21 protein-coding genes are annotated in these 26,101 nt (G+C 58.7%); 7 read left to right on the top strand and 14 right to left on the bottom strand.

Going from position 1 to position 26,101, the window contains the following annotated elements; translation table 11 throughout:
* Window positions 1–27: 27 nt before the first annotated feature.
* From H7698_RS10625 to yaaA, 14 genes are all read right to left on the bottom strand, one after another.
* Window positions 28–492: a multidrug transporter gene (locus H7698_RS10625; RefSeq protein WP_194691350.1), complete on the bottom strand. Its 465-nt coding sequence runs from the start codon at window positions 490–492 to the stop codon at window positions 28–30.
* A gap of 278 nt (window positions 493–770) precedes the next feature.
* A complete protein-coding gene (locus H7698_RS10620; RefSeq protein WP_162437313.1) occupies window positions 771–2,222 on the bottom strand; it encodes a mannose-1-phosphate guanylyltransferase/mannose-6-phosphate isomerase in 1,452 nt (483 codons plus the stop codon).
* A gap of 259 nt (window positions 2,223–2,481) precedes the next feature.
* Entirely contained in the window at window positions 2,482–3,138 is a 657-nt protein-coding gene (locus H7698_RS10615; protein ID WP_162437314.1) for an alginate O-acetyltransferase AlgF, read from the bottom strand.
* A gap of 14 nt (window positions 3,139–3,152) precedes the next feature.
* Complete coding sequence (locus H7698_RS10610; RefSeq protein WP_194691349.1) at window positions 3,153–4,328, bottom strand: alginate O-acetyltransferase; 1,176 nt, start codon at window positions 4,326–4,328, stop codon at window positions 3,153–3,155.
* 11 nt (window positions 4,329–4,339) lie between these two features.
* Window positions 4,340–5,905: an MBOAT family O-acyltransferase gene (locus tag H7698_RS10605; RefSeq protein ID WP_162437316.1), complete on the bottom strand. Its 1,566-nt coding sequence runs from the start codon at window positions 5,903–5,905 to the stop codon at window positions 4,340–4,342.
* Between the two features lie 211 nt (window positions 5,906–6,116).
* Complete coding sequence (locus tag H7698_RS10600; protein WP_194691348.1) at window positions 6,117–7,238, bottom strand: mannuronate-specific alginate lyase; 1,122 nt, start codon at window positions 7,236–7,238, stop codon at window positions 6,117–6,119.
* Window positions 7,239–7,246: 8 nt separating this feature from the next.
* Complete coding sequence (locus tag H7698_RS10595; RefSeq protein ID WP_194691347.1) at window positions 7,247–8,695, bottom strand: alginate O-acetyltransferase; 1,449 nt, start codon at window positions 8,693–8,695, stop codon at window positions 7,247–7,249.
* Window positions 8,696–8,705: 10 nt separating this feature from the next.
* The gene (gene algG, locus H7698_RS10590) at window positions 8,706–10,280 is read right to left on the bottom strand and encodes a mannuronan 5-epimerase AlgG (RefSeq protein ID WP_194691346.1); all 1,575 of its coding nucleotides are present in this window, start codon (window positions 10,278–10,280) and stop codon (window positions 8,706–8,708) included.
* A 26-nt stretch (window positions 10,281–10,306) separates the two neighbouring features.
* Window positions 10,307–11,794, bottom strand: a complete 1,488-nt coding sequence (locus H7698_RS10585) for an alginate export family protein (protein ID WP_162437320.1) — start codon at window positions 11,792–11,794, stop codon at window positions 10,307–10,309.
* The gene (gene algK / locus H7698_RS10580) at window positions 11,791–13,317 is read right to left on the bottom strand and encodes an alginate biosynthesis TPR repeat lipoprotein AlgK (protein ID WP_194691345.1); all 1,527 of its coding nucleotides are present in this window, start codon (window positions 13,315–13,317) and stop codon (window positions 11,791–11,793) included. The genes H7698_RS10585 and algK overlap by 4 nt, the downstream gene beginning before the upstream one ends.
* 9 nt (window positions 13,318–13,326) lie before the next feature.
* Window positions 13,327–14,496, bottom strand: coding sequence for an alginate biosynthesis protein Alg44 (locus H7698_RS10575; protein ID WP_194691344.1), 1,170 nt, complete (start codon window positions 14,494–14,496; stop codon window positions 13,327–13,329).
* A gap of 36 nt (window positions 14,497–14,532) precedes the next feature.
* Complete coding sequence (alg8, locus tag H7698_RS10570) at window positions 14,533–16,014, bottom strand: mannuronan synthase (RefSeq protein WP_162437323.1); 1,482 nt, start codon at window positions 16,012–16,014, stop codon at window positions 14,533–14,535.
* A gap of 132 nt (window positions 16,015–16,146) precedes the next feature.
* The gene (locus H7698_RS10565; RefSeq protein ID WP_162437324.1) at window positions 16,147–17,463 is read right to left on the bottom strand and encodes a nucleotide sugar dehydrogenase; all 1,317 of its coding nucleotides are present in this window, start codon (window positions 17,461–17,463) and stop codon (window positions 16,147–16,149) included.
* Between the two features lie 814 nt (window positions 17,464–18,277).
* Window positions 18,278–19,057, bottom strand: a complete 780-nt coding sequence (gene yaaA, locus H7698_RS10560) for a peroxide stress protein YaaA (RefSeq protein ID WP_162437325.1) — start codon at window positions 19,055–19,057, stop codon at window positions 18,278–18,280.
* Between the two features lie 225 nt (window positions 19,058–19,282).
* Here yaaA and H7698_RS10555 point away from each other — a divergent pair, with 225 nt between their 5' ends.
* The 7 genes from H7698_RS10555 (at window position 19,283) to H7698_RS10525 (ending at window position 25,426) form a co-directional block, all read left to right on the top strand.
* The gene (locus H7698_RS10555) at window positions 19,283–20,407 is read left to right on the top strand and encodes a polysaccharide deacetylase family protein (protein ID WP_235992786.1); all 1,125 of its coding nucleotides are present in this window, start codon (window positions 19,283–19,285) and stop codon (window positions 20,405–20,407) included.
* A 338-nt stretch (window positions 20,408–20,745) separates the two neighbouring features.
* Entirely contained in the window at window positions 20,746–22,140 is a 1,395-nt protein-coding gene (locus H7698_RS10550; RefSeq protein ID WP_162437326.1) for a PhoH family protein, read from the top strand.
* Between the two features lie 233 nt (window positions 22,141–22,373).
* Window positions 22,374–22,847, top strand: coding sequence for a cyclic pyranopterin monophosphate synthase MoaC (moaC, locus tag H7698_RS10545; RefSeq protein WP_162437327.1), 474 nt, complete (start codon window positions 22,374–22,376; stop codon window positions 22,845–22,847).
* On the top strand, window positions 22,844–23,086 hold the full coding sequence (gene moaD / locus H7698_RS10540) for a molybdopterin converting factor subunit 1 (RefSeq protein ID WP_194691342.1): 243 nt from the start codon (window positions 22,844–22,846) through the stop codon (window positions 23,084–23,086). Before moaC ends, moaD begins: the two co-directional genes overlap by 4 nt.
* A gap of 2 nt (window positions 23,087–23,088) precedes the next feature.
* Complete coding sequence (gene moaE / locus H7698_RS10535; protein WP_194691341.1) at window positions 23,089–23,541, top strand: molybdopterin synthase catalytic subunit MoaE; 453 nt, start codon at window positions 23,089–23,091, stop codon at window positions 23,539–23,541.
* A 311-nt stretch (window positions 23,542–23,852) separates the two neighbouring features.
* Window positions 23,853–24,629 carry an ABC transporter substrate-binding protein gene (locus H7698_RS10530; protein ID WP_162437330.1) on the top strand — a complete coding sequence of 259 codons (777 nt, stop codon included), beginning with the start codon at window positions 23,853–23,855 and terminating at the stop codon, window positions 24,627–24,629.
* A 287-nt stretch (window positions 24,630–24,916) separates the two neighbouring features.
* Window positions 24,917–25,426 carry a disulfide bond formation protein B gene (locus H7698_RS10525; protein WP_194691340.1) on the top strand — a complete coding sequence of 170 codons (510 nt, stop codon included), beginning with the start codon at window positions 24,917–24,919 and terminating at the stop codon, window positions 25,424–25,426.
* Window positions 25,427–26,101: the final 675 nt, after the last annotated feature.

Genomic DNA, 26,101 nt, shown 5'->3' with positions numbered 1-26,101 from the left:
CCTTGTGCAACGGGAGGAATGGGACGATCAGTCGGAGAAACTACCTTGCAATCGCTCGGCGCGAAACTCGAGGGTTTGCGGGCGATAACCCGGACGCAATGGCGGCATGGGCAAACAGTCTTCCCAGCTGGCACCGGCCTGCAGTTCGCCGGGGCCACGGTAGCGGGGCGCGGCGTATTGATTATCGGCCAGATTGACCGTGTCTCCCGGTGCGTACGCGGCGACTTTCCAGCGCAATTCCGTCAACGGTACATCGTTGCCGTTGTTCATTTTCAGCTGCAACGGACGATCCGCCGGGCACTGTTCGGGCGCATAGGCAATGCGCAACTCAAGCCGCGCCAACTGCTTGACCTCGCGGTTGTCCAGCCAGATCACCCACGCCGCTACCAACCCCAATCCGATGGCGGCGGCCACAGAGACAGGCAAGGCTTTGGACGGGTAGCGCAGTAACAGGATCAACCAGGTAATGACCAGCAGGACGCCGATGAACATCACGCAAACCTCGGGGGGAGAGAAGGACATCCTACCTAAGCGCAGGTGAGGTTGGCGATGGGCTTGGGAGGTCGATCGTTCCCACGCTCTGCGTGGCAATGCCTCACTGGACGCTCTGCGTCGGCTTCGGCATGTGACGCGGAGCGTCGGGGGCTGCATTCCCATGCAGAGCGTGGGAACGAGAAATCTTGATTGGCAGACAAAAAAAGCCCCCGCCCAACCCGCTGCGGATAGGGGACGCAACGGGCTGGACGGGGGCTTCTTTTTTTGCCGATCAATTACTGCGCGATGGTTTTCACCGACACGCCGCGCTCGATCGGGTTGGAACGACCGTAGATATCTTCAAATCGCTCGATATCGTCTTCGCCCAGGTAGCTGCCCGATTGCACTTCGATGATTTCCAGCGAGATCTTGCCCGGGTTGCGCAAGCGGTGGACCGAGGCGATCGGGATGTAGGTCGACTGGTTTTCAGTGAGCAGGAACACGTTCTCATCGCAGGTCACTTCAGCGGTGCCGCTGACCACGATCCAGTGTTCGGCGCGGTGGTGATGCATCTGCAACGACAGGCACGCCCCCGGCTTGACCGAAATGCGCTTGACCTGGAAGCGGCCGCCCATGTCCACCGAGTCGTAGGAGCCCCACGGACGATAGACTTCACAGTGGGTCTGGGTTTCGCTGCGGCCCTGTTCGTTGAGGGTGTTGACCATCTGTTTCACGCCTTGGACCTTGTCCTTGTGCGCGATCATCATGGCGTCTTTGGTTTCGACCACCACGATGTTTTCCAGACCGATCACCGACACCAGTTTGCCGTTGCCATGGATCATGCAGTTCTTGCTGTCCTGGATGACCACGTCGCCTTTGGTGACGTTGCCGTTAGCGTCTTTTTCATTCACTTCCCACAGCGACGACCAGCAGCCGACATCACTCCAGCCAGCGGTCAGCGGCACGACGCAGGCGCGCTGGGTTTTTTCCATCACCGAGTAGTCGATGGAGTTGTCCGGGCAGCAGGCGAAGGTCGCGGAATCGATGTCGACGGTGTCGGCATCCTGCTCGCTGCGTTCCAGGGTCAGGACGCAGGTGTCGTAGATGTCCGGATCGTGTTTTTTCAGCTCTTCGAGGAAGCGGCTGGCGCGGAACAGGAACATGCCGCTGTTCCAGAAGTAACCGCCGGACTGGACGAACTCGGTGGCGCGTTTCACGTCCGGTTTTTCGACGAATTGCGAGACGCGGCTGATGCCTTCCGGCAGCAACGAATCATTGGTCGACTTGATGTAGCCGTAACCGGTTTCCGGTTTGGTGGCGGGGACGCCGAACAGCACCATTTCGCCATTTTCAGCCGCAACGGTGGCCAGGGCCAACGCGCGTTGCAGGGCTTTCTGATCTTCGAGCACGTGATCCGCCGGTAGCACCAGCATCAATTCATCGCGACCTTCATTGACCAGCATCATCGCCGTCAGGGCAACCGCTGGCGCTGTGTTGCGGCCGAACGGTTCCATCAGGATGCGTTGGGTGTCGAGGTTACGCGCGCTCAACTGCTCGTTGACGATGAAGCGGTGTTCCTTGTTGCAGACCACGATCGGAGTGTCCATGCCTTCGAACACCAGACGCTCCAGGGTTTGCTGGAACAGTGTGTGTTCGCCGGTCAGGGCGAGGAACTGTTTAGGGAATTGCTTACGCGAAAGCGGCCAAAGACGTGAGCCGCTACCACCTGACAAGATCACCGGAATCATGTTGTTACTCCTTGAAAATCGTTTGGTTAGAGCTACGAACGCTGTGTCGTTTCACTCTTGTTTTTGTTTCGTAGTCAGGCCGGATACCAAGCTCTGTAGCAGCTGCCGAGCCTGCGAGGCTGCGTTCGGCGGCGTAGCCGTCGTAATCCCGGTCATCGCGGTCATTCTGTGAGACCGAGGTGCCTGGATTTTCGACGGCTTCGCCGCCGGGCGCAGGCTTCGCCAGCTGCTACAGGGGATCACCGTGCTGACGAATCTATTAGCGCGTCGACACCGGGCGTTTTACCCAGACTGGCGACAGACTGCTGCCGTTGCCGGTGACGTACAGCACCGCAGCTTCACCGCGTTCCAGGGCAACCGGCTTCACGTCGCCGACTTTGGTGGCGCCGTCGTACAGGGCCAGGCTGACTTTCACCGGGTTGATTTCACGTTCGCCACGACCCTTGGCGGCCACGGACGGGACCACTTCAGTCTTGCCATCGGCAGTCTTCAGGGTCAGGGCCTTGTCGCTCAGGTTCTGCACGCGAACCAGGGCTTTCTGCTTGTTCTTGAACGGCGGCTCTTCGATCAATTGCGGTGCGCCGCTGGCGTTGTTGACCAGGGTGTAATAGTGATCACCGGCCAGTTTCACCGGCAGGGACTGGCTGCCGACCTTGGCGCTGTAGTCACCGCCCGGCATGAAGCTGAAGTCACTGCTGGACAGCGGCGCGACATCGCTCAGGTTGGTGGTGCCGACGGTGGCGCTGACTTCAGCGTTACCGGCGTTGTAGATACGTACAAAGCTCGATCCTTTCGGTGCGGTCGGGCCGTAGAGCGCCGAGTCACCGCCAGCGAAGGCGTTCATGGACAGAACGCTGAAGGTGGCTGCCAGAGCAAAGGTCTTAGCGAGACGGCGAGGAGTAGTAGTGAAAGTCATGGTGTACCTCTCTTTCAGTTTTGCGCCCGGTCGGGCGTCTCGGATTTAGTGTTTGCGGCTACGTTTTGTTGGCGGGCGCCGGCTTGTTTAAGCTCTGCGACCCACTGCGGGTCGGCGTCACCGATTTCGTTGTTCACAGGCAGATAACGTTCAGGAAACTCCCAGATCAGCACCTGTGGCGGGCTGTTCTTGAAAGCATCGCTTTTCAGGTAGCTGAGCATCGGCAGAATCGGGCCATGGCCGTCTTCGGCGTAATTGACCACGTCGCTGTTCAGCGCTTGTTTGAGCGCACCCACAAAATTCCAGTTGGGGTTGGCGCTGTAGCTGGTGCCGATCAAGGCCACCGGCACTTCGGTGTTGGCGAACAGAGCGTCATCACCGGCAGGCTGATCAGAGACGGCCACGGTGTTGCGCTTCTGCAGCGGCTCTGGTGCTGGCATCAGGTTTTCGAACAGCGGGTCCAGCGGCAGGAACAGACGAAGGTCGCCCTTGTGGGTAACTTTCTCCGCGGGCTTGGTGACGAACTGCTGCGGCTCGCCGCTGAGCGGGAACTTGGCCTGAATGGTTTTCGCCAGGGTTTCGGCGGCGACCTGCGCGCCTTCCGGGGTCCAGTGGGTGTCGGTGCGCAGGAACACTTGCTCACCGTTCAGCTTGGCCTTATTGAACGGGCCCAGCAGGTCAGGGGCGAGGATCTTGTCGGCCGCCACACGAGCGTGGAAGTCCTGGTACAGGTTGCCGTGGATGCTCGAAGGTTTTACTTCACCCAAGTGCTCCGGGTACAAGCGCGCCTTGGCCGGCACGATCGCCATCACCAGTTTCACGCCTTTCTCTTTCAGGGTCTGGCGTACGCCTTCAACCAGCGCGTAGTTGCCTTGCAGGTTCAGCTCTTCGTTGACGATCGGGTTGAACTCTTCATCGCTGTAGAGCCACTGATCGCGACCGAGCACGACGCCTGGACGACCTTCGTTGAACAGTTTGAAATCCAGAGCAGCCCACAGGTTGGTACCCAGGCGCTTGATCGGGAATTCGTCGTCGTAGTGCGTCTCGACGGCCTTGGTCCAGCGACCGTTGAGTACCGTGGTGTCGGCATTGGTGCTGAAGCCCATGAAGCTGCGCGTGGACCACAGGCCCAGGACAACCAGCGTCACCATGAACAGGGCGATGTAGAAGATGCGTAATGAGCGGGTCATGGTCAGATCCCTCAGAACTGGAAGTAAAGGAACGGCGAGAAGCTTTGCGCCGAGAGTTTGAAAATCGAGGCGATGAACAGCAGCAGTACCAGCGTGCGCATCACGTAGCGCGACCAGTCAGCGGTCCAGTAAGCCGGTTGCACGGTGGCTTCAACGCCAACGGTGTAGCCCGGTTCGTGGATGCTGGCCGGGTTATCGCCCGGTACGGCTTTGATCATTCCCGGTGTTGCCGTGGCAGGGCCGTCGGCTTCGACGTTCACCACCGGCTTAGTCTTCTCAGGCGGCAGGTTGCTGTAGAAATCGCGGATGCCGAAGAACGCCAGGGTTGCGTACGCCACAATCAGCGTCGCGACTTGCAGGCCGGTGAGGCTGGCCTGGTTGAGTTCCGACAGCGACCATTCGCCGAAGCTGAACATCGCGCCATACATGCGGCCGGCGACGTGCAGGTTTTCCGAACGGAAGATCACCCAGCCCATGACCACCAGCAGGAACGTCAGCGCCCAACGGACCGGATTGATGCTGCGCGGCGAAGTGTTCAGGCCGAGCGCTTTTTCGATCGCCAGCCACATGCCGTGCCATGCACCCCACACGATGTAAGTGATGTTCGCGCCGTGCCACAGACCACCGAGCAGCATGGTCAGGAACAGGTTGCGATAGGTCATCAACGTGCCTTTGCGGTTACCGCCCAGGGTGATGTACAGGTAGTCGCGCAGCCAGGTGGACAGGCTGATGTGCCAGCGGCGCCAGAACTCGGTAATCGACTGGCTGATGTACGGCTGCTTGAAGTTTTCCATGAAGCGGAAACCCATCATCAAGCCCAGGCCGATGGCCATGTCGCTGTAGCCGGAGAAGTCGAAATACAGTTGCGCGGTGTAGGCGAGGGCGCCGAGCCAGGCATCACCCGTGGTCGGGTTCTGCAAGGCGAAGCAGTGATCGGCAACGACGGCGAGGGTGTCGGCGATGAAGACCTTCTTGATGAAACCCTGCATGAACCGCGTGCAGCCCTCGGAGAACTTGTCGAGGGTGTGTGTGCGGTTATTGAACTGATCGGCCAGGTCGCGAAAACGCAATACCGGGCCGGCGATCAGGTGCGGGAAAATCGCCACGAACGCCGCAAAGTCGATCAGGTTGCGGGTCGCCGGGGTATCACCACGGTAGACGTCGATGATGTAGCTGATGGACTCGAAGATGTAGAACGAGATACCGATCGGCAACAGCACGTGCGTCAGGATGAACGGCGACAGGCCGACCGACGTCATCATTGCGTTGATGCTGTCGACACCGAAGTTGGCGTACTTGAAGTAGCCGAGAATGCACAGGTCGACCGCCACGCCAAGCAGCAGCCAGCGCTGGGCCGGTTTGGTCCGCACGCCTGCGGCGCCGACTTTGAGGCCGATCCAGTAATTCCACAGCGTAACCGCCGCGAACAAAGCCAGAAAGTCCACGCGCCACCAGGCATAGAACACATAACTGGCGATCAGAAGCAGCAGGTTGCGATAGCGTATTCCGCTCAGGTAATACATGCCGAGAAAGATCGGCAAGAACAGAAACAGGAACACGTTGGATGAAAATACCATCCCGATCTCTCCATGTTTAACCAACAGTCAAGGGCCAACGGCCCCCCCAAACCCCCCACAGAAATCTGGAGGGCAACACACAAAACTGAAACCTGACGCTGACCCTGTGGGAGCGGGCTTGCCCGCGATAGCGTTGGGTCAGTCGACATCAATGTTGAATGTCAGACCGCCATCGCGGGCAAGCCCGCTCCCACAGGGTTTAATAATGTTCCTAAGAACCTTTGCCTTTCTCGTTGGCCGGGTCGTAGACCTTGGTCAGGTCACCCCCGAGGCGGAAGGTCTTGAACGGCTGCATCTCGTGCTTTTTCTCAAGCACATCCGGCGAGCAGGTGTAGAGCGTGCAGAACGGTTCCAGCCAGGCAAATTTCGAGTCGACCTTGAGGTCGGTCATGTCCTGTTCCTTGCCGTTCTTCTCTTCGAATTCGTCCGGGTCGTTAACCCCGGCGAGCACCCGATCACCCAGGCGTTTCAACGCGCCGTTGTTTTCCTGACGCAGATCCACACCGTTGACCTGGGCAAAACTGGCGATCATTGCCAGCGGTGGCAGGGCGTAGTTGTGGTAGGCGAGGGCGCGCTGCTGACGCTTGAGTTCGTTCGGCAGGTAGCCGTCGGCGTCGACCTGATTGACGCCAACCTTGTATTCCTTGACGGCCCAGTCGAACAGGTCACGGCGGTTGGTGGCGACGGACGTTGCCATCACCGACCAGGCGGCCCAGTACGAGTGGTTGTTGGTTTTTTCCAGCGGCAGGTTGTCCCAATCGCTGACCACCTGATCCGCCATCTTGCTGAACCAGGCTTCGATCAACTGCGACTCTTGCTGATGGTTGGCCAACGGATGCGAGTCGGAGAACTTCAGGCGAATATACGAAGACGCCATGCTGCCCAGCGCCCATTTGCGCATGGACTTGCCGGTGTGGTTGAAGTCCTTGGACATCAACGCATCCGACTTGGCCCAGGCCGTCAGCCAGTTGAGCGTGCATTCCAGTTGTTCCGGGCGACCGTCACGCATGTACTGCATGACGCGCTTGCTGGTGCCGCGTTCCATCTTGGTGATGTCGGCGGTGGTGTCGCGAAAGGCTTTTTCCGACTGCACGTTCAGGGTCGAACGGGCCTTGTCGGAACCTTCGTACTTGCTGCGAAATTGCAGCGAACCGGTGTACGGCGTCGGCATCGCATCACAGCCTTTGCTGCTGTCGCCGGTTTTGACTTTTTCAATCGGCGCGAAGTAGCCCTGTGGCGGGCGCAACGGCGCGGCAGCCTGGGTGGCGCCGGCGAACATCGCCAGCGTCAGCAGCGATGGCGCGAGTAAATTTTTCAACGTTCGGTTTCGCATGGCAGACCTCATTGCCCGACCTGAGCGGTACGTTGCTCAGCACTCGGGAATACGTTGCGTTTGCAGATTTTCGCTTCGACCTTCTGTGGCGCGGCACCTGCTTCAGGGCCCTGGACTTCGACGGCCAGCAGATTCTGCGAGGCCCAGTCTTCGTCCGTGCGCAACTCGAAGGCAAAACGCCCGTCGGTGTCGGAAGTTTCCGGTTTGTCGATTTTGATGTCCTCGTGGCGACCGTTCATGTACCAGAGGGTGGCTTGCAGGGTTTTCACCGATGGATCGGCGAAGCGGATGTCTACCTGGTGACTGCTGTTTTGCAGGTTCAGGTTCTTGCTGTTGACCATCAATTCGTTCTTGCCCGGTTTCAACGTGGTGCTGCCGGTCATCTGTGCATCCTTTCCTTCGCAACCGTTGTCCAGCAGCGCCATCATCTGGCGGTAGATGGTTTCCTGGTCGAGGCGATAGAGCGGCGAGAATTCCCAGATCAGAATCTTCGGTGGCTTGGTCTGGAATTCTTCGCTGCCCAGGTACTGCAGCATCGAACCTTCCAGGCCACCGCCGGGGAACGCCACGTTGAGGATGTCGGCGCCGATGGCCTCTTGGAGGAAACCGGCGAAGTTGTAGTTCTTGCCACTGTGGCTGGTACCGACCAGGGTGATCTCCGGATTGCCGGAGTCACTGAACAGATCGCCATCGGCGGCTTCGCCTTTGGGTTCTGTGGTGAATTGATCCATGTACTGGATTGCGTAGCTGGTGCCGCAGAGTTGACCGGCCATATTGTGTAATGTTCCGGTCTTGCCCATGCGACCCGACCTGTGGGTCTCGAATTCGCGTTTCGGAATGTCGGCGTAGGCCGGAATCTGCTTGACCTTTTCAGCCACGATTTTCGCCGTACGCTGGGCGCCATATGGCGTCCAGTGCTGGTCGCCGCGGAAGTAGAAATCGTGGGCGGGCAGGGTGTCTGGCAGCGATTCGTTGGTCAGCGGCGACAGGTCCGGCACCACGTAACCCATCTGCGCGAAACGCCCGAGCATGGTCTTGTAATTCTTCAGTGCCTTGTCGAAATCGAACTTGGCTTTTTCTTCCGGATTGAGCTTGTTGCGGTTCACCAGGCCACGGGTCGGCTGGTAAACCACCACCAGTTCCACACCTTTGCTCTTGAACGCATCGTGCAGTTCTTTCATGCGTTTGTAGCCGGCCGGCGTGGTGTCGAATTCGGTGCGCAAGTCTTCTTGCGTACGGAACAGCCAATCGCCCTGAGCCTGTACCAGCGTGGTGAAGTTCTGCTGATAGCGCGTGGTGTAGTTCTTCGCGTCGTGCGCTTCCGGGCACAGGTTGCAGCACGGATCAGCGGTGAATGTCGGCGCTTGAACCTCATCGGCACGGACGCCATTGCTGGCCGCGAGAATCCCGAGAGTCAGGCCTGACAGGCTGAGTAATTTGATCAAGTGTGGGTGCATAAAATTATCCTCAGTCCTGCATTTCGGTCTGGCGTTCGACAGGGTCGATCAGCACGGCTTTCTGCTGGCGTACCAGCAGGTCGAGAATTTCATCCTGGCGCTCACCGAGAATGCCGTTGAAGCTGATGCCGCTGGATTTGGTCGGGGCGAGCATGGACACGCGATACAGCTCGACGCTCAGCGGCGAGTCGATGGACAGCGGTCCGCTGCCGTTACCGGCCAGTTCACCGCCGACGATGATCAGCGACACCTGGGCGTCGAACGGGTCGAGCTTGATGTCCCGGTCGGTGTCGGTCAGGTCTTTGATGTGGCCGTAGACGCCGGTCAGGCCGTTGGCCAGTGACAGGTTTTCGTAAAGGCGAATGTTCACGCTGTTACGAATACGGATGCCGTGACGACGGTTGCTGATGACCTTGTTGCCATAGATCAGGTTATCGGCACTCTCGTAGAGGGTGATCCCGTCGGTGTGGTTCTTGTAGATCTCGTTGTAGGCAACCAGGTTGTTGACGCTGTTACGGTCGATCACCAGGCCCGACAATTTGTTGTCGAAGCTGCGGTTGTTGAAGATGAAGCTGTCGTTGACCTCACGGGAAATAATGATCCCGTGCTTCTTCTTCGTGCCGTACACCGTGTTGTCCGCAATGATCAGGCCGTGTGAACGGTCGTGCGGGTCGATGCCGTAGACGATGTTGTCTTTGTAGGTGTTGCCCTTGACCACGAAGCCGGTGGTTTCGTAGCAGTAGAAGCCGTACCACATGTCCGAGAATTCGGAGCCGACGATCCAGCCGGTCGGTTCAGGACGCTTGAGCACCTTGGCCATGTTTGGCGTGTATTGAGAAATACTCACGCCGTACGACTTACTGTTGGCGTAGCCGAAACTGGCGATCTTGCTGTTGGCGATGTAGGTCTCGGTGCCGCCCCAGGACAGCAGGAAAGGACGGAATTCCTTCGGCGACTTGAAGGCCGCCGGGCCGTTTGCCTTCTCGCTCCAGCCAGTGATTTTGGTGTCACGCACAAACAGCTGGCCGTCGTTGACCAGGAACGAACCGGCCTCTTGGGACAGGCGCAATTCCTGGGTCTGCTTGTCGATTTCCAGGATGCCTTTGTTCCCGACCACGATCGGCAACTTCGCCAGGTAAACCCCCGGCGAGGTTTCGCTGAAGTACTGCTTGGGTACTTTCTTCGCCAGGTCCTTGAGGTTCATGTAGCCGTCGTCGATGAAAATCGCCTGGGGAATGCCGTGCTGACGCACCACCCACTCGGCCATTTTGTTATCGCCGCCGATGAAGTCCTTCAGGGCATTTTCCTGCATCATCCGGCGCACACTGATCTTGCCGGCCTTGGTGCGCACGACTTTCGCGGCGATGGCTTCGGCGGTGTAGCCGGAGGTATCAGGCAGTGTTGGCTTTGCAAGCTCCAGCGGCGCGGTCGGCGCGCTGGTGACGGTGTAGGTCTTGGCCTGTTGCAGCTCTTTGCCGAGGGTCACAGGCTTGGTCGCCGGCTCCACGTTGGCGAAGGCAGCCGAGCTTGCCAGCAGCATCGCGCCGGCCAGCAAGGTGATCGAACCTCGCTTCGGATTATTCATGTCGGGCACTCCCTTCGCGGTTCGCATCAGAAGCGCCAGATCACGTCGATGAATGCGCGGTGCATGTACGAGTCAACGCCTTTGCCGTAGGCATCGCCTGGCTTGAAGACACCGCCACGCAAACGCACCAGGGCGGAAGGCTCATCGATCGACTGGCTTAGCGAAGCAGGCAGCAAGCCTTGCTTGAAGTACTTGGTGACCACCACGTCCATTTCCTGGCCGAGGTCCTTGTTGCCGTCTTCCAGCGGCAGGGACGTGCTGGAGAGGATGGCGCCGGTCACGTCGTCGGTGTCGTTCTGTACGGCGTTGATGCCGTTGCTGCCGACCGGCTTGTTGCCGTCGACGCGCCAGAATTTGTGGTAGATCACACTGGCGTCGTATTCGTCGTTGAGCATCCACGAACCGAACAGGGAAGCGCTCTGCATGTTGTTCATTTCGCCGCGGAAAGCCTCGCCGAAACGGTGAACGCGCGAGCGGGTACCGGTGTAGTTCGAACGGTTGCTTTCCAGGCCATTCTGTTCGTAATCGGCACTGGCACGGGCATACGCCGCACCGACTTGCCATTGCGGATCGAGGCGCAGACGCACACCCAGGTCGGTGGCCCAGCCATCGACGTTACCACTGGTCTTGGCTTGCGCAGGCGCGGTGCCGTCAGCGTTCAGCGGGTTGACCTTGTCGCGGTCGCCGCTCATGCCGGTGACGCTGCCCCAGTAGTTGACGGTGTTGGTGTTGCGCCAGTTATAGGCATCGCTGTCAGCGGTGAGGCCGATCCAGCTGAGGTCGCCGTTCTGTTTCTTGTCCAGGGAATCAGGTGCCACACCCGGTTCTGCGTAGTCGAGCTTGCCGTCATCGTGGGTGTGATGACCGCGAATGCCGACCCAGTTGCCCGGGGTCCACTGGTACGCCGCATCGGCGTAGGCATGCAGGCGATCCTTGTCTTTTGGCGCCAGCTCCTTGAGGTCAGTGCGGTATTCGCTGAAGCGTTCGGCGACACCGGCGTTGGCACGCAACAGGGTGGTGTCGAACGTCCAGTTCAAGGCTTCGATGTTGGTGTCGCGCCATTGGCCGTCGTCGTTGCGCAGGCGCTGGCGGCCGAGCTTGAGCATCTCGCCAGGGTAGGGCGTGAGGCCGCTGTAGCCGACCCAGAACTCACGCATCGCCAGGTAGTTTTTCTTGGTCTTGCGATCACCGTTGTCGGTGGTCTGGGTGCCGTCGCTGTCGGACTGCTGCAGCGTGTCGGTCTCGATGATGTCGGTCGACGTCACCGCCTGACCCATCGCATAGGCGCTCCACGCGCCGCTTTCGCCATACACCCAAGGGCGCAGGTCGAGGCCGACGCCGTTGACGTCGCCGCCTTTTTGCGTGCCCAGGTCGGTATCGTCTTCGGATTGGGCGGTGACCTTTACATCAAGGCCGTAGTTCTGGCTTTCAGTCAGGGCCGCGAGGGTCGGGCACGACCACATCAAGGCGAATGTCAGGCCAATACCGGCCTTAACGAATGGATTCAACTTCATAGGGATTCCTCGCCGTCTTCTTCTTGCAGGGCATGCAGATCCAGCGTGTTCTGGCTCAAGGCACCACGAACGGCCTGTTCTTGTTTCAACAGGCGTTGGGCCTCGGCGAGCTGGGCAGGCGGCAGTTGGGCTTCGAGTGTTTGCGCAAGCTCGGTGGCTTGCGGGGTGTCTTGAGCCTTGGCTAGCTGGCTGAAGACATACGCGTTGAGCGGGTTGGGCTTGGTGCCTTTACCTTGGGAAAACAGCTGGGCAATGGCGAAGTCGGCGCTGTTCTGGCCGTTGCGCGCAGCGGTCAGCAAGTGGTCCAGCGCTTTCTGCGAATAGACCTTGCCCAGGTAACCACGGCGATAGATCTGGCCGAGGTAGTAATCGGCGGCGACTTCGCGGCCAACGGCTTTCTGGAAGTGTTCTTCGGCAGCCTTGGCATCGGCCGGCACCATTTTGCCTTCGTAGTAAAGCTTGCCCAGCAACAGCTCGGCGCGCGGCTGATCGGCGGCGCGGCCGTTGTCCAGGTACTTCATCATCGTGTCGACGTCGCCGAGTTCGGGGAAGTCGTAGAGCAGTTGGGCAAGGCTGACCCACGACGCCGGGTAGCCAGGGGCGATGCCTTCGAGCAGCGACTGCGCGGTTTTTTCGTCGGTGGTGCCCAGGGTCGGGTCGCCGAGTACGCGAGCGACGCTGTCCACGCGCTGAGCGGAAACGGTGCCGCGAGCGTGAGCCGCTTGCATCTGCTTGATCAGCTCGGCTTGCAGGTCGGGCTTGGCTTGTTTCTGATAAACCGTGGCCAGCTCGACGTAGCAGATGTCGGTGGTGTTCAGCGCGGCTTTGCAGATGGTTGCGACTTCGTCCAGGTGCTGGTCGTAAGTGCCTTGGGTGCGATACAGCAACACTTGGGCGAGACCCGCTTCAGGCTTGCCTTCGGCGCGCCATTGGCTGATCTGCTGCTGGGCGTTGATGTTCGGGAAGCTGTGAGGGTATTGCAGGTACAGCATGGCCAGCGGGATCAGCGTATTGCCTTCGCCATTGGCCGAGGCCTTTTTCAACAGGCCTTCGGCTTCGTGCTGTTCGGCTTCGGTCGAACCCGGTTTGGCGACCAGCAAGCGACCCAGGCGAGCCTGGGCTCGTGGCGAGACATCGGCGGCGGCGCGGTAAGTCGCTTCGGCCTGCCGGATCTGCGCCGGGTCACGGCTGTCGACCTGGATATCGGCGAGGCCCACCTGCGCTTCGCTGTAGCCGAGGTCGGCCAGTTGCTTGTAGTTCTGCTGCGCCAGCGCGGTGTCGCCGCGCTTGAGGGCTTCATTGGCCAGGCGCTGGTCGGGCAGGCCGGCGCAACCGGCCAGGCTGACGGCCAATGCCAGTGAGCACACCAGATGCCCCCTGTGGGAGCTGGCTTGCCAGCGATCGGCCGGGGTCGCGCTCGACCGGCTCGGTGTTTCAGGAAAACCGGGGTGATCCAATCGCTGGCAAGCCAGCTCCCACAGGGATCGCGGTGTTTTCAGGAGACTGATGATCGTCACGGGCATGTCCTCCGGTTACAGACCAGCAGCCATGGCTTTGTCGATCAGCCAGTTCAGGTTCGGGCCGCGATCGCTGTTCACTTCAACCGGGTGACCGGCGAACTTGCTGTCCAGAGGTTCGTCAGGCTGGATCAGCACGCGGATGTCGGAGGACAGATCAGCGCTTTTCAGGCTGGTGCTGCTGACGATCTTGCCGGTGCGGGTCTTGTCTTCGCCGGCAATCTGGAAGCTGACGTTGGTGCCTGGACGAACGTCGCCGAACTGGCGATAGGAGAAGCGCGCTTCGACGTTGGCTTCGCTGTTACGCGGTACCAGGTTGAAAATCACATCGCCCTTGCTGGCGTACTGACCGTCGGCAACCAGTTGCTGCGCCACGGTGCAATCGCACGGCGAGGTCAGGGTGCCGGTCATTTGCTTGCCGAACAGCTCTTCAACCTTGGCCGGTTGCAGCTGGTCTTCGTCCAGATGACCTTTGAGCACGTCGAGCATGCTGGTGCTGAATGTCGCCAGCGGTGCGCCTTTGGCGGCAACGCCGTCTGCCTTGATCAGGCTTTGCACGGTGCCGTCACGCGGCATGGTGATGTTCATGCCCGGCACGCTGACCAGACCGGCCTGGGCGTGGCTGACGAAGTACATGCCGTACACCGACTTGAAGATGAAACCGAACGCGGTCAGGCCAACCAGGAAAATCGCCAGGCTGAAGGTCACTGCACGCAGACGACCAAACGGCGTCATGCCGTGGCCGCCGTCCTTGACCTTGCGCGCCTTGGTGAAGTTGTCGCGCTGCAAGGTCGCCAGCACTTCACCCATGCTGACGATGTCGCCGGCCAGGTGAGAGGTGATCAGGTGGCGCAAGGTCGAGATGTCCTGCTGTTCCAGGTTCTGGAACTGGCAACCGGCGCGACCGGTCTGGCGATCGTAGGAGCGAACCTGCAACTCCACGTCCATGGCCAGGCCGAGGTTATCGATGACGAACTGCAGGCGAGCCTTGTACACATCGCCGATTTTCAGCGGCAGCTGACCGGCGTTGAAGGCCAGGCCGCCAGCAGAAAGGTCGATCACTCGAGCTTCAACCGGGGTCCGGTCAGGGCCGAAGAAGCGCAGCTTGGCCGGGATTTTCACTCGGGCGTGTTGGCGCTGGGCTTCAGATTCGTGCACTACGTTGGCATTGACGGCGGTATTCATAAGGGCGATTTCCTGGTTAATTCAATAAGGGGGCGGTCAGACCATCATCAGCAGCACGGCGACAAATATGCTGCCGGCGGAGAAGGTCATGGTCCGAGACGACCAGGTGTTGAACCAACGTTGAAAGCTGGCGAGATCACGGGTCAGGGAAGTGGGCTGGCGAGTCCAGGATTGTTGATCGAGGCGGAAGAACACGTAGATCTTCACCAGCGCGCCGACAATCTGGTTGTAATAGAGAATCGCCGGGTAAGCCGGGCCGATCTTGTGACCGGAGCAGGACAGCAGCAGGGTCAGAATCAGGCGGGTGATGCCGATCCACAGCAGGTACGCGAGGATGAACGCGGTGCCGTATTTGAAGCTGGCGATGATCGCGACGGTCAGGCCGAGCAGCGAAGTCCACATCGACACGCGCTGGTCGAACAGCACCACCGAGGTGAACAGGCCGAGGCGTTTCATCCCCAGGCCCAGGGCACGGGAGTTCTGGCGCAGGTTGTTGCCGTACCAGCGGAACATCAGTTTGCGGCTGGCCTTGATGAAGCTTTTTTCCGGCGGGTGTTCCACGGTGTTGATCGCGGCGTCGGGCACGTAGAAGGTGTCGTAGCCCAGACGCATCAGGCTGAACCAGCTCGACTTGTCGTCACCGGTCAGGAACTTGAAGCGGCCCAGGCGCCAGTGCTGCAACGAGTCGCTTTCGACGTCGGCAATGAATTCCGGGTTGGTCACCACAGTGGCACGGAACACCGACATCCGGCCGGTCATGGTCAGCACGCGCTTGGACAAGGCCATCGAGCACATGTTGATGTGGCGCTGGGCGAAACGCAGTTTGTGCCATTCGCTCATGATGTAGCCGCCGCGCACTTCGCAGAACTCGTTGGTGGTCAGGCCGCCGACGTTGCCGAACAGCTGGAACCACGGCACGGTCTTGCGCACGGTGCCTTCGCCGAGCACGGTGTCGCCATCGATCACGGCAACCACGGCGCGGTCGTCCGGCAGGTGGCGGGAGATGGCGCGGAAACCGTAGGCCAGGCCGTCGCGTTTACCGGTGCCGGGAATGCGCACGAAGTCGAGCTTGACCCGGTCCGGCGGATTCATCCGCGACCAGAGGCTCTTCACCAGTTTCTCATCGGACATTTCCACGATGGAGCAGACCATCGTGGTCGGCAGACCGCAGTCGATCGCTTCGCGGATCACCGAGGCGTAGACCTGCGCTGTGGTCAGCGCGTCGATACGGAAACTGGTGACCATCAGGAACACGTGGGACGGGTCTGCCGCTTTGCCCAGCTTGCGCACTTTGCGTCGCAGGTGCGGGTAGACCACGTACAAGAACAGCATGCCGCGCAGGAAGTGCGTGGCACCCATCGAGTAACGCCAGATACCGACGATGCCGATCAGAAAGATGAAGTCTTTCGATTCGGAGTCGAAGGTGGACACAGGCAACGCCATGGCGATGCCCATCAAAATACTGAGGTAAAACAGCCAACCGGCGGCCTGAAGTAGGCCGTTCTTTAGCCTGTGCATAATCGGAATCCTAAAGTCAGTTGCAAGCTCCTTGCCCGTGTAGGAACACAGCTTGCTGGCGATGGCGATTTCAAAACCGTCATCGCCGGCAAGCCGTGCTCCCACAGGTTTTAACGGAGACGGGATTCCGTGTTACCAGCAGATGCCTTCGGTGCGACCGGCGACGCTGGTGGCTTGGGACATGAAGCCGACCAGGTCGATCACTTGCTTGCCGTGCGGGGCGTTCTGCGCCAGGGCGCGGAATTTCTCGTCACGGTTGCCGAGGATGATCACGTCGGAGTTGTTGATCACGTCGTCGAAGTCCGAGTTGAGCAAGGACGAGACGTGGGGGATTTTCGACTCGATGTAATCCTTGTTCGCGCCGTGAACACGGGCGTATTCGACGTTGCTGTCGTAGATGCTCAGGTCGTAGCCTTTGCCGATCAGCATTTCGGCCAGGTCCACCAGCGGGCTTTCGCGCAGGTCATCGGTACCGGCCTTGAAGCTCAGTCCCAGCAGGGCGACTTTGCGTTTGTCGTGGCTGGAAACGATGTCGAATGCGTTCTGCACTTGCGACACGTTGCTGCGCATCAGCGAGTTCAGCAGCGGCGCATCGACGTCCAGGGAACCGGCACGGAAGGTCAGGGCGCGAACGTCCTTTGGCAGGCACGAGCCGCCGAAGGCGAAACCTGGACGCATGTAGTACTGGGACAGGTTCAGTGTCTTGTCCTGGCAGACCACTTCCATCACTTCACGACCATCGACGCCGACAGCCTTGGCGATGTTGCCGATCTCGTTGGCGAAGGTCACTTTGGTGGCGTGCCAAACGTTGCAGGTGTACTTGATCATCTCGGCAACGGCGATGTCCTTGCGGATGATCGGTGCATCGAGTTCTTCGTACAGCGATTGCAGAACGTCACCCGAAGCTTTGTCGAACTCGCCGATGACGGTCATTGGCGGTTGGTCGTAGTCGGCGATCGCGGTGCTTTCACGCAGGAACTCAGGGTTCACTGCAACGCCGAAGTCGACGCCTGCTTTCTTGCCGGAGCAGTCTTCGAGGATCGGGATGACAACGTTTGCGACAGTGCCCGGCAGAACGGTGCTGCGAACCACGATGGTGTGGCGGGTGGTCTTGTCACGCAGGACAAAACCGATCTCGCGGCACACGGCTTCGATGTAGTTCAGTTCCAGGTCGCCGTTTTTCTTGCTCGGCGTACCAACGCAGATCATCGACAGGTCAGTGTCGCGGATGGCTTCTGCGAAGTTGGTCGTGCCGCGCAGTTTGCCGGTCTCGATACCCTTCTGCAGAAGTTCGCCCAGACCCGGTTCAACGATCGGCGATTTACCGGCGTTGATCATATCGATCTTGTCTTTGGCTACATCGACGCCAACGACGTCATGGCCCCGGGCAGACAGGCAACCGGCACAGACTGCGCCAACGTAACCCAAACCAAATATGCTGATGCGCATCGCAATTACCTCTCTATTTTCAAGCCGGTATTAACCAGGCCATTAGATGGCCGGTATTAATGGTATTCAGCGGTCTTAGTGCACTCGCAAGTGCCGCAATTAAGCGCCACAGTGCCGCGTGCAGGCATATAAGTTCCGAGTGACTAAATAAGTGCACTCAAGATGTGCGCAACCAGGCTTTATTATTATGAAGTGCCCTGTTATGCAGCTGATCCTCGAATCGGAGGACCGCTTGTGCAAAGGTCGTGCGCGCTCAATGGCGGGCGATAAGCCCGTAGATCAAGCGGTTGGGTGCTCTGGCGAGCACGTTTATAAGGGCGCAGCCTTGGCCTTTTAGGGGATATGAGTGCTGCGTATCTCCTTTCCTTCAGAGGTTGTCCAAATGAGGGATTAATCAGCGCTAGTTAATGTGACAACTTCGCTATCTGAATCTCTTATCTGCGTAAGTTATCTCGTACAACCTCACGGATAATCGTTACCGGTGGTATGAGCGACGCATTTGGACATAGTTCCGGTCCGCCCATCGTGAAACCTGAAATTTCTTGAAATATTGAGAAAGATGGCACTGCTCTCATATTGATAGCACGTGCGGTTTCGCCCTTTATATATAGGCGGATAATCGGCGGGGATAGTTTTGTGCCACTACTGATAAAAATTTTCAGTGCCACTACTGAAAAAAATCACCGAAGTCGAGTGAAACAAAAGTTAGAAGATTGCGCGGTGGATTTCTGGCGCCAATAACTCGGCGAATCTGGCGGGGAATTGTCAGACGATCAATCGATGGCGCACGAAGTTCGTGCGCCGATCCGGGGCGTCACTCGGGCGCGTGATCGCGGAGGAATACCAGGTGGTCCGGTTTCGACTGTTCGGCGCTGTAGCGATAGCCTTGAACGTCAAATTGCTTGAGGGCTGCCGGGTCGTTGATGCGTTCTTCAATGACGAAACGGCTCATCATTCCGCGGGCTTTTTTCGCGTAGAAACTGATGATCTTGTACTGGCCGTTTTTCAGGTCCTTGAAGTCGGTATTAATGATGCGAGCGTTCAGGGCGCTGCGTTTGACGGCCGAGAAGTATTCGTTGGACGCCAGGTTCAGCAGCACGTCATCCCCCTGATCTGCCAGGGCTTCGTTCAGCCATTCGCTGATTCGCGTGCCCCAGAAGGCATACAGATCCTTGCCGCGAGCGTTCGCCAGTTTGGTGCCCATTTCCAGTCGATACGGCTGCATCAGGTCCAGTGGGCGCAGCAGGCCATAGAGCCCGGAGAGCATGCGCAGGTGTTGCTGGGCGTAATCGAAATCGTCTTCGCTGAAGGTTTGCGCGTTCAGCCCGGTGTACACATCTCCCTTGAACGCCAGCAATGCCTGCTTGGCGTTTTCCGGTGTGAACGCGGGCGTCCAGCTGCCGAAGCGCGCGGCGTTGAGCCCGCCGATCTTGTCGGAGACGTGCATCAACTCACTGATCTGCGCGGGCGTCAGGTCACGCAATTGCTGGATCAGCTCCTGGGAATGGTCAAGGTATTGCGGTTGGGTAAAGCGCTGGGTCGCCGGCGGTGTTTCGTAATCGAGGGTCTTGGCGGGGGAAATCACCATCAGCATGAAGTCGTCTCCTTTAATCGTGGGGGCGATTCTAGGGGGTTGTCTCTGTTGACTCCAGCTATGAGGGTGATAGGTGATCGGCGGCTGCCCAAGTTTCCTGATCGTTCCCACGCTTTGCGTGGGAATGCCTGGTTCTGATCGTTCCCCTGCGGGAGCGGTGGTGCTGCGGGTATACGGATGGGATCAGCTATAGTGCCGCGCGGGTTTTGTTATGGAGACATCCCATTGCGTATCGTTTTTTTCTGCTTCACCTGGCTTCTGAGTTTCGGTGCCCTGGCGGCGCCCGGCGACGTGGCGACGCTGGATCGCAGCACCTGGCCCGAACAGCTCGGCAGCCCGACCCTGTTCGATGTCGCGTCGCGTGCCGAGATCCTCATGTTCGCGCGTGTCTTGCTGGCCAGTGAGTCAATGGATGAGGCGGGCCTGGCGCAGCGCCTGGGGCTGCGAACCGTTAATGTGGATGCCATCAACAGCCTGCGCCAGCGACTGTGGCAGCGTTTGTTGACCAACTACAACTTCGCCCAGCAGAGCTGCGACCAGGATGCGTCCTTCTGCTTCCTCGTCGAAGACATGGCAACCCTGCGCGAGCAAGCCGCCAAGTTCCAGGTCAGCGACGACAGCTATTACATCAAGTGGGCCGAGCCGAGTCGCTTGTTCCACGCGCAGTACCTGGACGAGCAACTGCGCAAGGCAGCGCTGTTTCCCCAGACCAGCAGCGAAGTCGATCGTTTTGGCGACTTTGAGCGCAACGGCGATGCCATGCATGACCGACTGTTTCTGCTGACTTTCGACAGCGCCGCCAATGCCGCGCCGGACAACACCGACTGGGTCGCGGACTACCTCCGCAAGTCGAACATGAACGGCACGTTCTTCGCCCTCGGCAAAGACATCCAGGCGCGCCTTGCCGGCCGCCCGGAGACCAGCTTGCAGGCAACCTATTCACAGCAGTGCATCGGCGTGCAGGGCTGGGAATTTCGCTCCCATAGCCATTGGCAGGACTGGCAGGACTCGGTGCGACGCAGCGCCGATCTGGTCAAAAACAAATTGCCGGAGAATTACGTGCCGCTGTTTCGCCCGCCCGATGGTCAGCGACGCTCGGACGCGGCAGGATTCTTCGAGGCCCAGGGCTTGCGAGTGGCGCTCTGGGACATCGATGCCCAGGACGGAGCGGGCAAGCTGAAGGCCAGTCAAAGCGCTCAGCGGGTGCTGACCTTGATGCTGCTGTGGCGGCACGGGGTGATTAATTTCAATGTGAAGCAGGACGGCGTGAAAACGGCGCTGCCCTGGCTGATCACGCAAACGGCGCCCAGCGGGATCGGTTGGGAAGACTGTCAGGACGGTTTTCGTTGAACAGGACAAAAGCCCGTAAACATTGAGCGAGGGGTGGATTTCTGGTGAAATTCGATGCAGGCGGACTTCCGACTTTAACGGCACATTGCCTGCACGCCAAGGGCTATTCGTCACTCTGAAAAATAAACTTCAAAAAAGCGTCAAAGTGCTTTTTTCTGTCATGGGTTTTGGAGTATTACGAAGACAGACCGCCGAAACCTGCAACACAGGTGGCGTCTCCCAAGACCCAGTTTGTGTGCGCAGTTCACTTGATCCCTCGCAGGTGAATTCGGCAGTCACTTCGAGGCGCAGCACCGCCGAGGTATTGCGTCGAATGGCTCCCACAAAGGTGACCGAGTATGGATGATCACGGACGTAGTTCTTCCTCCAACCAGCCAATCCTTTATGTACTCGATACCAACGTATTGATTCACGATCCAAACGCCCTGCTTAACTTCGAAGAACACCACGTCGCCATCCCGATGACCGTGCTTGAGGAGCTGGACAAGCTCAAGAGCGGGCATCACAGCGTGGCTGCTGAATGCCGTCAGGCCATTCGCCTGATCGACAAGACGCTGGGCGATGCCAGTCCTGAAGACGTCGAGCTAGGCGTACCGATCCAGCGCGGCAAAAGTGGGCCCAAGGGTTTGCTGTCAATTCTGATGAGCAAGCGTGCTGAGCCGAACATCATTCTTCCCGAACACCTGAACGACAACATCATCATCAACCAGTTGATCGACCTGCACGCGCGCGAGCCGAAACTGCCCGTGGTGCTGGTGACCAAAGACATCAACATGCGCCTCAAGGCCCGGGCGTGCGGGATTGCGGCCGAGGACTACAGCACCGACCAGTTGGTCGACGACGTGTCGTTGCTGCCCAATGGCTATCACAACATGGACGGTTCCTTCTGGGACCGTGTGAGAAATGTCGATACCCGTCAGGATCATGGCCGCACCTGGCACCAGGTGCAGTTGATCGACAACCTGCCGGCGGTGCATATCAATGAATTCATCATCGACGAACAGGGCTTTGTCGGCTGGATCAAAGAGATCGACGAAGACAAGCTGCTGATTCTCGACCTGCATCAGGAACCCCTGTTGCACCAGGAAGCCTGGGGCCTGAAACCGCGAGACATTTATCAAAGCCTGGCGCTGTATGCCTTGCTCGATCCGGATATCCACCTGGTCAACCTCTCTGGCGCGGCCGGTTCCGGTAAAACCATTCTGGCGCTGGCGGCTGCGATCGAGCAGACCATGGTCAGCAAGCGCTATCGCCGCATCATCGCGACGCGCAGCGTGCAGGGCCTGGACCAGGAGATCGGTTTCCTGCCCGGCACCGAAGCGGAAAAAATGGAGCCATGGCTGGGCGCTATCACCGACAACCTTGAAGCCCTGCACATGGATGACGAAAACACCCATGGCAGCGTCGACTACATCCTCAGCAAAGTGCCGTTGCAGTTCAAATCCCTCAACTACATACGGGGCCGCAGCTTCCAGCAAAGCCTGATTTTGATCGATGAATGCCAGAACCTCACGCCGCACCAGATGAAAACCATCATCACCCGTGCCGGCGCCGGTTCCAAAGTGGTGTGCCTGGGCAACCTGGCGCAGATCGACACTCCTTACCTGTCCGCGACCAGCTCCGGGCTGACGTACCTGACTGAACGCTTCAAGGATTTCCCGAACGGGGTGCACATCACCTTGCAAGGGGTCCCACGCTCGATTCTGGCTGAATACGCCGAAACGCATCTGTAACCGCGTCACCAGAACCGGGCGGCCCCAAAAGCTGCCCGGTTTTTTATGGCCAATACAAATCCCCTGTAGGAGCTGCCGAAGGCTGCGATCTTTTGATCTTGCGTTTAAAGAGCAAAGTCAAAAGATCGCAGCCTTCGGCAGCTCCTGCAGGGGGATGTGACGACACGATAATCAAACGTGCGAAAAATTGACCCGCAGGTTTACAATCGGGATTCCTGATCAGGAGTAACCCTGTGCTGACTCATCTCGATTCCCAAGGTCGCGCCAACATGGTCGACGTCACCGAAAAAGCCGTGACTTTCCGTGAAGCGACGGCCCAAGCGCTGGTGCGCATGCTGCCCGACACCCTGCAGATGATCGTCAGCGGCGGTCACCCCAAAGGTGATGTGTTCGCTGTGGCGCGTATTGCGGGTATCCAGGCCGCGAAGAAAACCAGTGATCTCATTCCTCTGTGCCATCCGCTGATGCTCACTGGCGTAAAAGTCGAACTCAGTGCCGAGGGCGACGACACCGTTCGCATCGTGGCGCGCTGCAAGCTGTCCGGGCAGACCGGCGTCGAGATGGAAGCGCTGACGGCAGCCAGTGTCGCGGCGCTGACAATCTATGACATGTGCAAGGCCGTTGACCGTGGCATGACCATTGAAAGCGTGCGGCTGCTGGAAAAAGTCGGCGGCAAGAGCGGGCATTTCCAGGCGGATCAGCCATGAACCTCACTGTGAAGTTTTTCGCTCGTTATAGAGAAGCACTGGGCGTCGACGCGGTGAACGTGGAAGGCGACTTCGCTACCGTCGACGACGTGCGTGCGCTGCTGGCTAAAAGAGATGGCGCTGAGGTGTTGAGCGAGCAGAATCTGATGTGCGCCCGCAACGAAGACCTCTGCCAGCTCGACGAACCCGTCAGCGATGGCGATGAAGTGGCGTTTTTCCCGACCGTGACCGGGGGCTGAGCATGGCGATTCGCGTGCAGTCCACGGCGTTCGATCCGGGCGCTGAAGTCAATGCCATGCACGCCGCCAACGTTGGCGTAGGCGCGGTGGTGAGTTTTGTCGGCTATGTTCGCGACTTCAATGACGGGCTGGATGTGGCCGGGATGTTTCTCGAGCACTACCCGGGCATGACCGAAAAAGCCCTGGGCAAGATTGCCCTGGAAGCCGAGCAGCGCTGGCCACTGCTCAAGCTTGAAGTGTTGCACCGCATCGGCGCCCTCGAGCCAGGCGAACCGATTGTTTTTGTGGGCGCTGCGAGTGCCCATCGCCAGGCGGCGTTCGACGCCTGCGCATTTGTCATGGACTACCTGAAAACCCGCGCACCGTTCTGGAAGAAAGAAAACACCAGTGACGGGCCGCGATGGGTGGAAGGGCGGGACAGTGATCATGCGGCGGCGGGGCGCTGGAAACAGTGATTCCCGTGGCGCATTCAAGTAAGTCATCGCGAGCAGGCTCACTCCTACAGTTGATCTTCGTCGTACGCAAAATTTGTGTTCATGAAGTTCAACTGTAGGAGTGAGCCTGCTCGCGATAACGCCATCTGCAACACCAAAAATCTCCCTGACTCACCTCCCGACCATCGGCCGGTACTTCCTCATACCCCCCGATTGACGATCAGTACACAAAAGTCCAGTATGGAATTCCAAGTACAAAAAAGACTTTTCCTTCCCGTTTGATTTTTCATTCTGTCTTGCCAAACCAACAACAACTTTGCGAGAGAACGAATATGAAGAAATTTCCCCTCATCACCGGTCTGGCCCTGAGTCTGTTGGCGTGCAGCTCTGTGTTCGCCGCCGAGAAAACCTTGCGCATCGGTATCGAGGCGGCCTATCCGCCGTTCGCCTCCAAAACCGATAAAGGTGAGATCGTCGGTTTCGACTACGACATAGGCAATGCCCTGTGCGCGCAGATGAAGGTCAAGTGTGTGTGGGTCGAAGGCGAGTTTGACGGTCTGATTCCTTCTCTTAAAGTGAAGAAAATCGACATGGCGCTTTCCTCTATGACGATCAACGAAGACCGCAAGAAGTCCGTGGACTTCACCCACAAGTACTATTTCACCTCATCGCGCCTGGTCATGAAGGACGGTGCGGTGGTGGATGACCAGTACGCCAGCCTCAAGGGCAAAAATGTTGGCGTGCAACGGGCGACCACAACGGATCGTTTCGCCACCGAGGTGTTCGAGCCCAAGGGCGTTAACGTCAAGCGCTACAGCAACAACGAAGAGATCTACATGGACCTGGCGGCCGGCCGTCTCGACGCCATCTTCGCCGACACCATCCCGCTGAACGACTTCCTCTCGATGCCTCGGGGCAAGGGTTATGCCTTTGTCGGCCCGGAACTCAAGGACCCGAAATACGTGGGCGAGGGCGCCGGTATTGCGGTGCGCAAGGGTAATACCGAGCTGGTCAGCGAGCTGAACACCGCCATCGACGGCATTCGCGCCAACGGCGAATACCTGAAGATTTCCGAGAAGTACTTCAAGTCGGATATCTACGGCGACTGATCAAAAAGCATCGCCAGCAGGCTGGCTCCCACAATTGGCCGCATTCCAAGGTGGGAGCCAGCTCAGGCGGTGGTCTGATGCTTCACGGTTGAACGCATTCCAAGGTGGGAGCCAGCCTGCTGGCGATGAGGCCCTAGGATCATCCAAATCCCTGGAAGTAGCCCGACGTTAATCCCTTCTTAACCGCCCTGTCGTTTATTCCCCGAATCTATCCACGCACCCCGGGCTCTCAACCTTGGGGCCAGCGTGTAGACTTCCGGTCAATCGATATTCAGAAGGGAAACGCAATGAGCGAGGAAACGATGCGGTTGGGCCGTGAGCGACGCTACCTGGTGTTGCTGGGCATCATCTGCCTGGGGCTGATCGGCGGCGCGCTGTACATGCAAATTGTCTTGGGCGAGGCGCCATGTCCGCTGTGCATCCTGCAGCGTTATGCGTTGTTGCTGGTTGCGATCTTCGCCTTCATCGGTGCGGCGATGAGCACCCGCCGCAGCATCACGATCCTTGAAACCCTGGTGGTGATCTGTGCGTTGGCCGGTGTAGGTGTGGCCGGCCATCACGTCTACACGCAGTTCTACCCGACCGTCAGCTGCGGCATCGACGTCTTGCAGCCGATTGTCGATGGTTTGCCACTGGCGAAAATCTTCCCGCTGGGCTTTCAGGTCGATGGCTTCTGCTCCACGCCGTATCCGCCGATCCTCGGTCTGTCGCTGGCGCAATGGGCGCTGGTCGCCTTCGTGCTGATCGTCATCCTGGTGCCGGTGCTGACGATGCGTAATCGCAAAGCGCTGCGCTGAGTTCTTCAGCGACCTCAAAGTGCCCTGCAAAAATGCCCCGGTCCTCGTTGAGAGGGCCGGGGCATTTTTTGTGCGCCAAAGCACGTTTCAGGGCTCAGGTAAAAAGAGCGTGATGTGCGACAGCGAACGGTGCGACAGGTGTGCGACATGTTGTCACAGAGCGAGTGTCGCAAGGCATTTCAAAAGTGCAGATTGGTGCACATCCATGGCGCTGAATTGGCCTGGTTCCAGGCAGAACTCCAATAACCCTGAAACCCCGTAGCAGGCAGTTTTAACAGGGCCTGGCGAATTGCCAGAGCCCTTGTCATATGGGGGCTACGCCAGGGTGTCGGGTAGGTGCAACGCCTCCGATGCTGTCTGAACTGAGCAAGGAACACCTACTATTTTTGGTGTTTTTGTTGAGAATCAATTTCGATACCATGGCGCACTTTTGCACAAACCGTTAATGATTGTTGCTGGAATGGATAAAAATTATTTCGGGATGAGACATGGTTTATAAAACGTTACATATCTACAATCGCCCGCACTGAATTCCCGGCACTGCTCATCCCTGAGCAGAAATAGGGTGTCGAGAGGCCGGTTGGCTTTGTACGACGCCCAGGTGTCGGTGCCTTCCAATTATCCGCACCAAATGGAATTGGTCTGTAACAAGGCCTTTGACCACGAATTCGAATA

Origin of the sequence: Pseudomonas sp. p50(2008) (assembly GCF_015351605.1) — a bacterium.
Taxonomy (GTDB): Bacteria; Pseudomonadota; Gammaproteobacteria; order Pseudomonadales; family Pseudomonadaceae; genus Aquipseudomonas.
This window is presented reverse-complemented; position numbering and strand designations above follow the sequence as displayed.

What these genes read in the sequence shown, in the direction of transcription:
- H7698_RS10605 (WP_162437316.1), bottom strand. Translation starts at nt 5,905, where the DNA reads ATGGTATTTTCATCCAACGTGTTCCTGTTTCTGTTCTTGCCGATCTTT.
- algK (WP_194691345.1), bottom strand. Translation starts at nt 13,317, where the DNA reads ATGCCCGTGACGATCATCAGTCTCCTGAAAACACCGCGATCCCTGTGG.
- H7698_RS10575 (WP_194691344.1), bottom strand. Translation starts at nt 14,496, where the DNA reads ATGAATACCGCCGTCAATGCCAACGTAGTGCACGAATCTGAAGCCCAG.
- H7698_RS10600 (WP_194691348.1), bottom strand. Translation starts at nt 7,238, where the DNA reads ATGCGAAACCGAACGTTGAAAAATTTACTCGCGCCATCGCTGCTGACG.
- H7698_RS10625 (WP_194691350.1), bottom strand. Translation starts at nt 492, where the DNA reads ATGTTCATCGGCGTCCTGCTGGTCATTACCTGGTTGATCCTGTTACTG.
- yaaA (WP_162437325.1), bottom strand. Translation starts at nt 19,057, where the DNA reads ATGCTGATGGTGATTTCCCCCGCCAAGACCCTCGATTACGAAACACCG.
- H7698_RS10610 (WP_194691349.1), bottom strand. Translation starts at nt 4,328, where the DNA reads ATGACCCGCTCATTACGCATCTTCTACATCGCCCTGTTCATGGTGACG.
- moaD (WP_194691342.1), top strand. Translation starts at nt 22,844, where the DNA reads ATGAACCTCACTGTGAAGTTTTTCGCTCGTTATAGAGAAGCACTGGGC.
- H7698_RS10525 (WP_194691340.1), top strand. Translation starts at nt 24,917, where the DNA reads ATGAGCGAGGAAACGATGCGGTTGGGCCGTGAGCGACGCTACCTGGTG.
- algG (WP_194691346.1), bottom strand. Translation starts at nt 10,280, where the DNA reads ATGAATAATCCGAAGCGAGGTTCGATCACCTTGCTGGCCGGCGCGATG.
- H7698_RS10530 (WP_162437330.1), top strand. Translation starts at nt 23,853, where the DNA reads ATGAAGAAATTTCCCCTCATCACCGGTCTGGCCCTGAGTCTGTTGGCG.
- H7698_RS10620 (WP_162437313.1), bottom strand. Translation starts at nt 2,222, where the DNA reads ATGATTCCGGTGATCTTGTCAGGTGGTAGCGGCTCACGTCTTTGGCCG.
- H7698_RS10595 (WP_194691347.1), bottom strand. Translation starts at nt 8,695, where the DNA reads ATGCACCCACACTTGATCAAATTACTCAGCCTGTCAGGCCTGACTCTC.
- H7698_RS10585 (WP_162437320.1), bottom strand. Translation starts at nt 11,794, where the DNA reads ATGAAGTTGAATCCATTCGTTAAGGCCGGTATTGGCCTGACATTCGCC.
- moaE (WP_194691341.1), top strand. Translation starts at nt 23,089, where the DNA reads ATGGCGATTCGCGTGCAGTCCACGGCGTTCGATCCGGGCGCTGAAGTC.
- H7698_RS10615 (WP_162437314.1), bottom strand. Translation starts at nt 3,138, where the DNA reads ATGACTTTCACTACTACTCCTCGCCGTCTCGCTAAGACCTTTGCTCTG.
- H7698_RS10565 (WP_162437324.1), bottom strand. Translation starts at nt 17,463, where the DNA reads ATGCGCATCAGCATATTTGGTTTGGGTTACGTTGGCGCAGTCTGTGCC.
- H7698_RS10550 (WP_162437326.1), top strand. Translation starts at nt 20,746, where the DNA reads ATGGATGATCACGGACGTAGTTCTTCCTCCAACCAGCCAATCCTTTAT.
- alg8 (WP_162437323.1), bottom strand. Translation starts at nt 16,014, where the DNA reads ATGCACAGGCTAAAGAACGGCCTACTTCAGGCCGCCGGTTGGCTGTTT.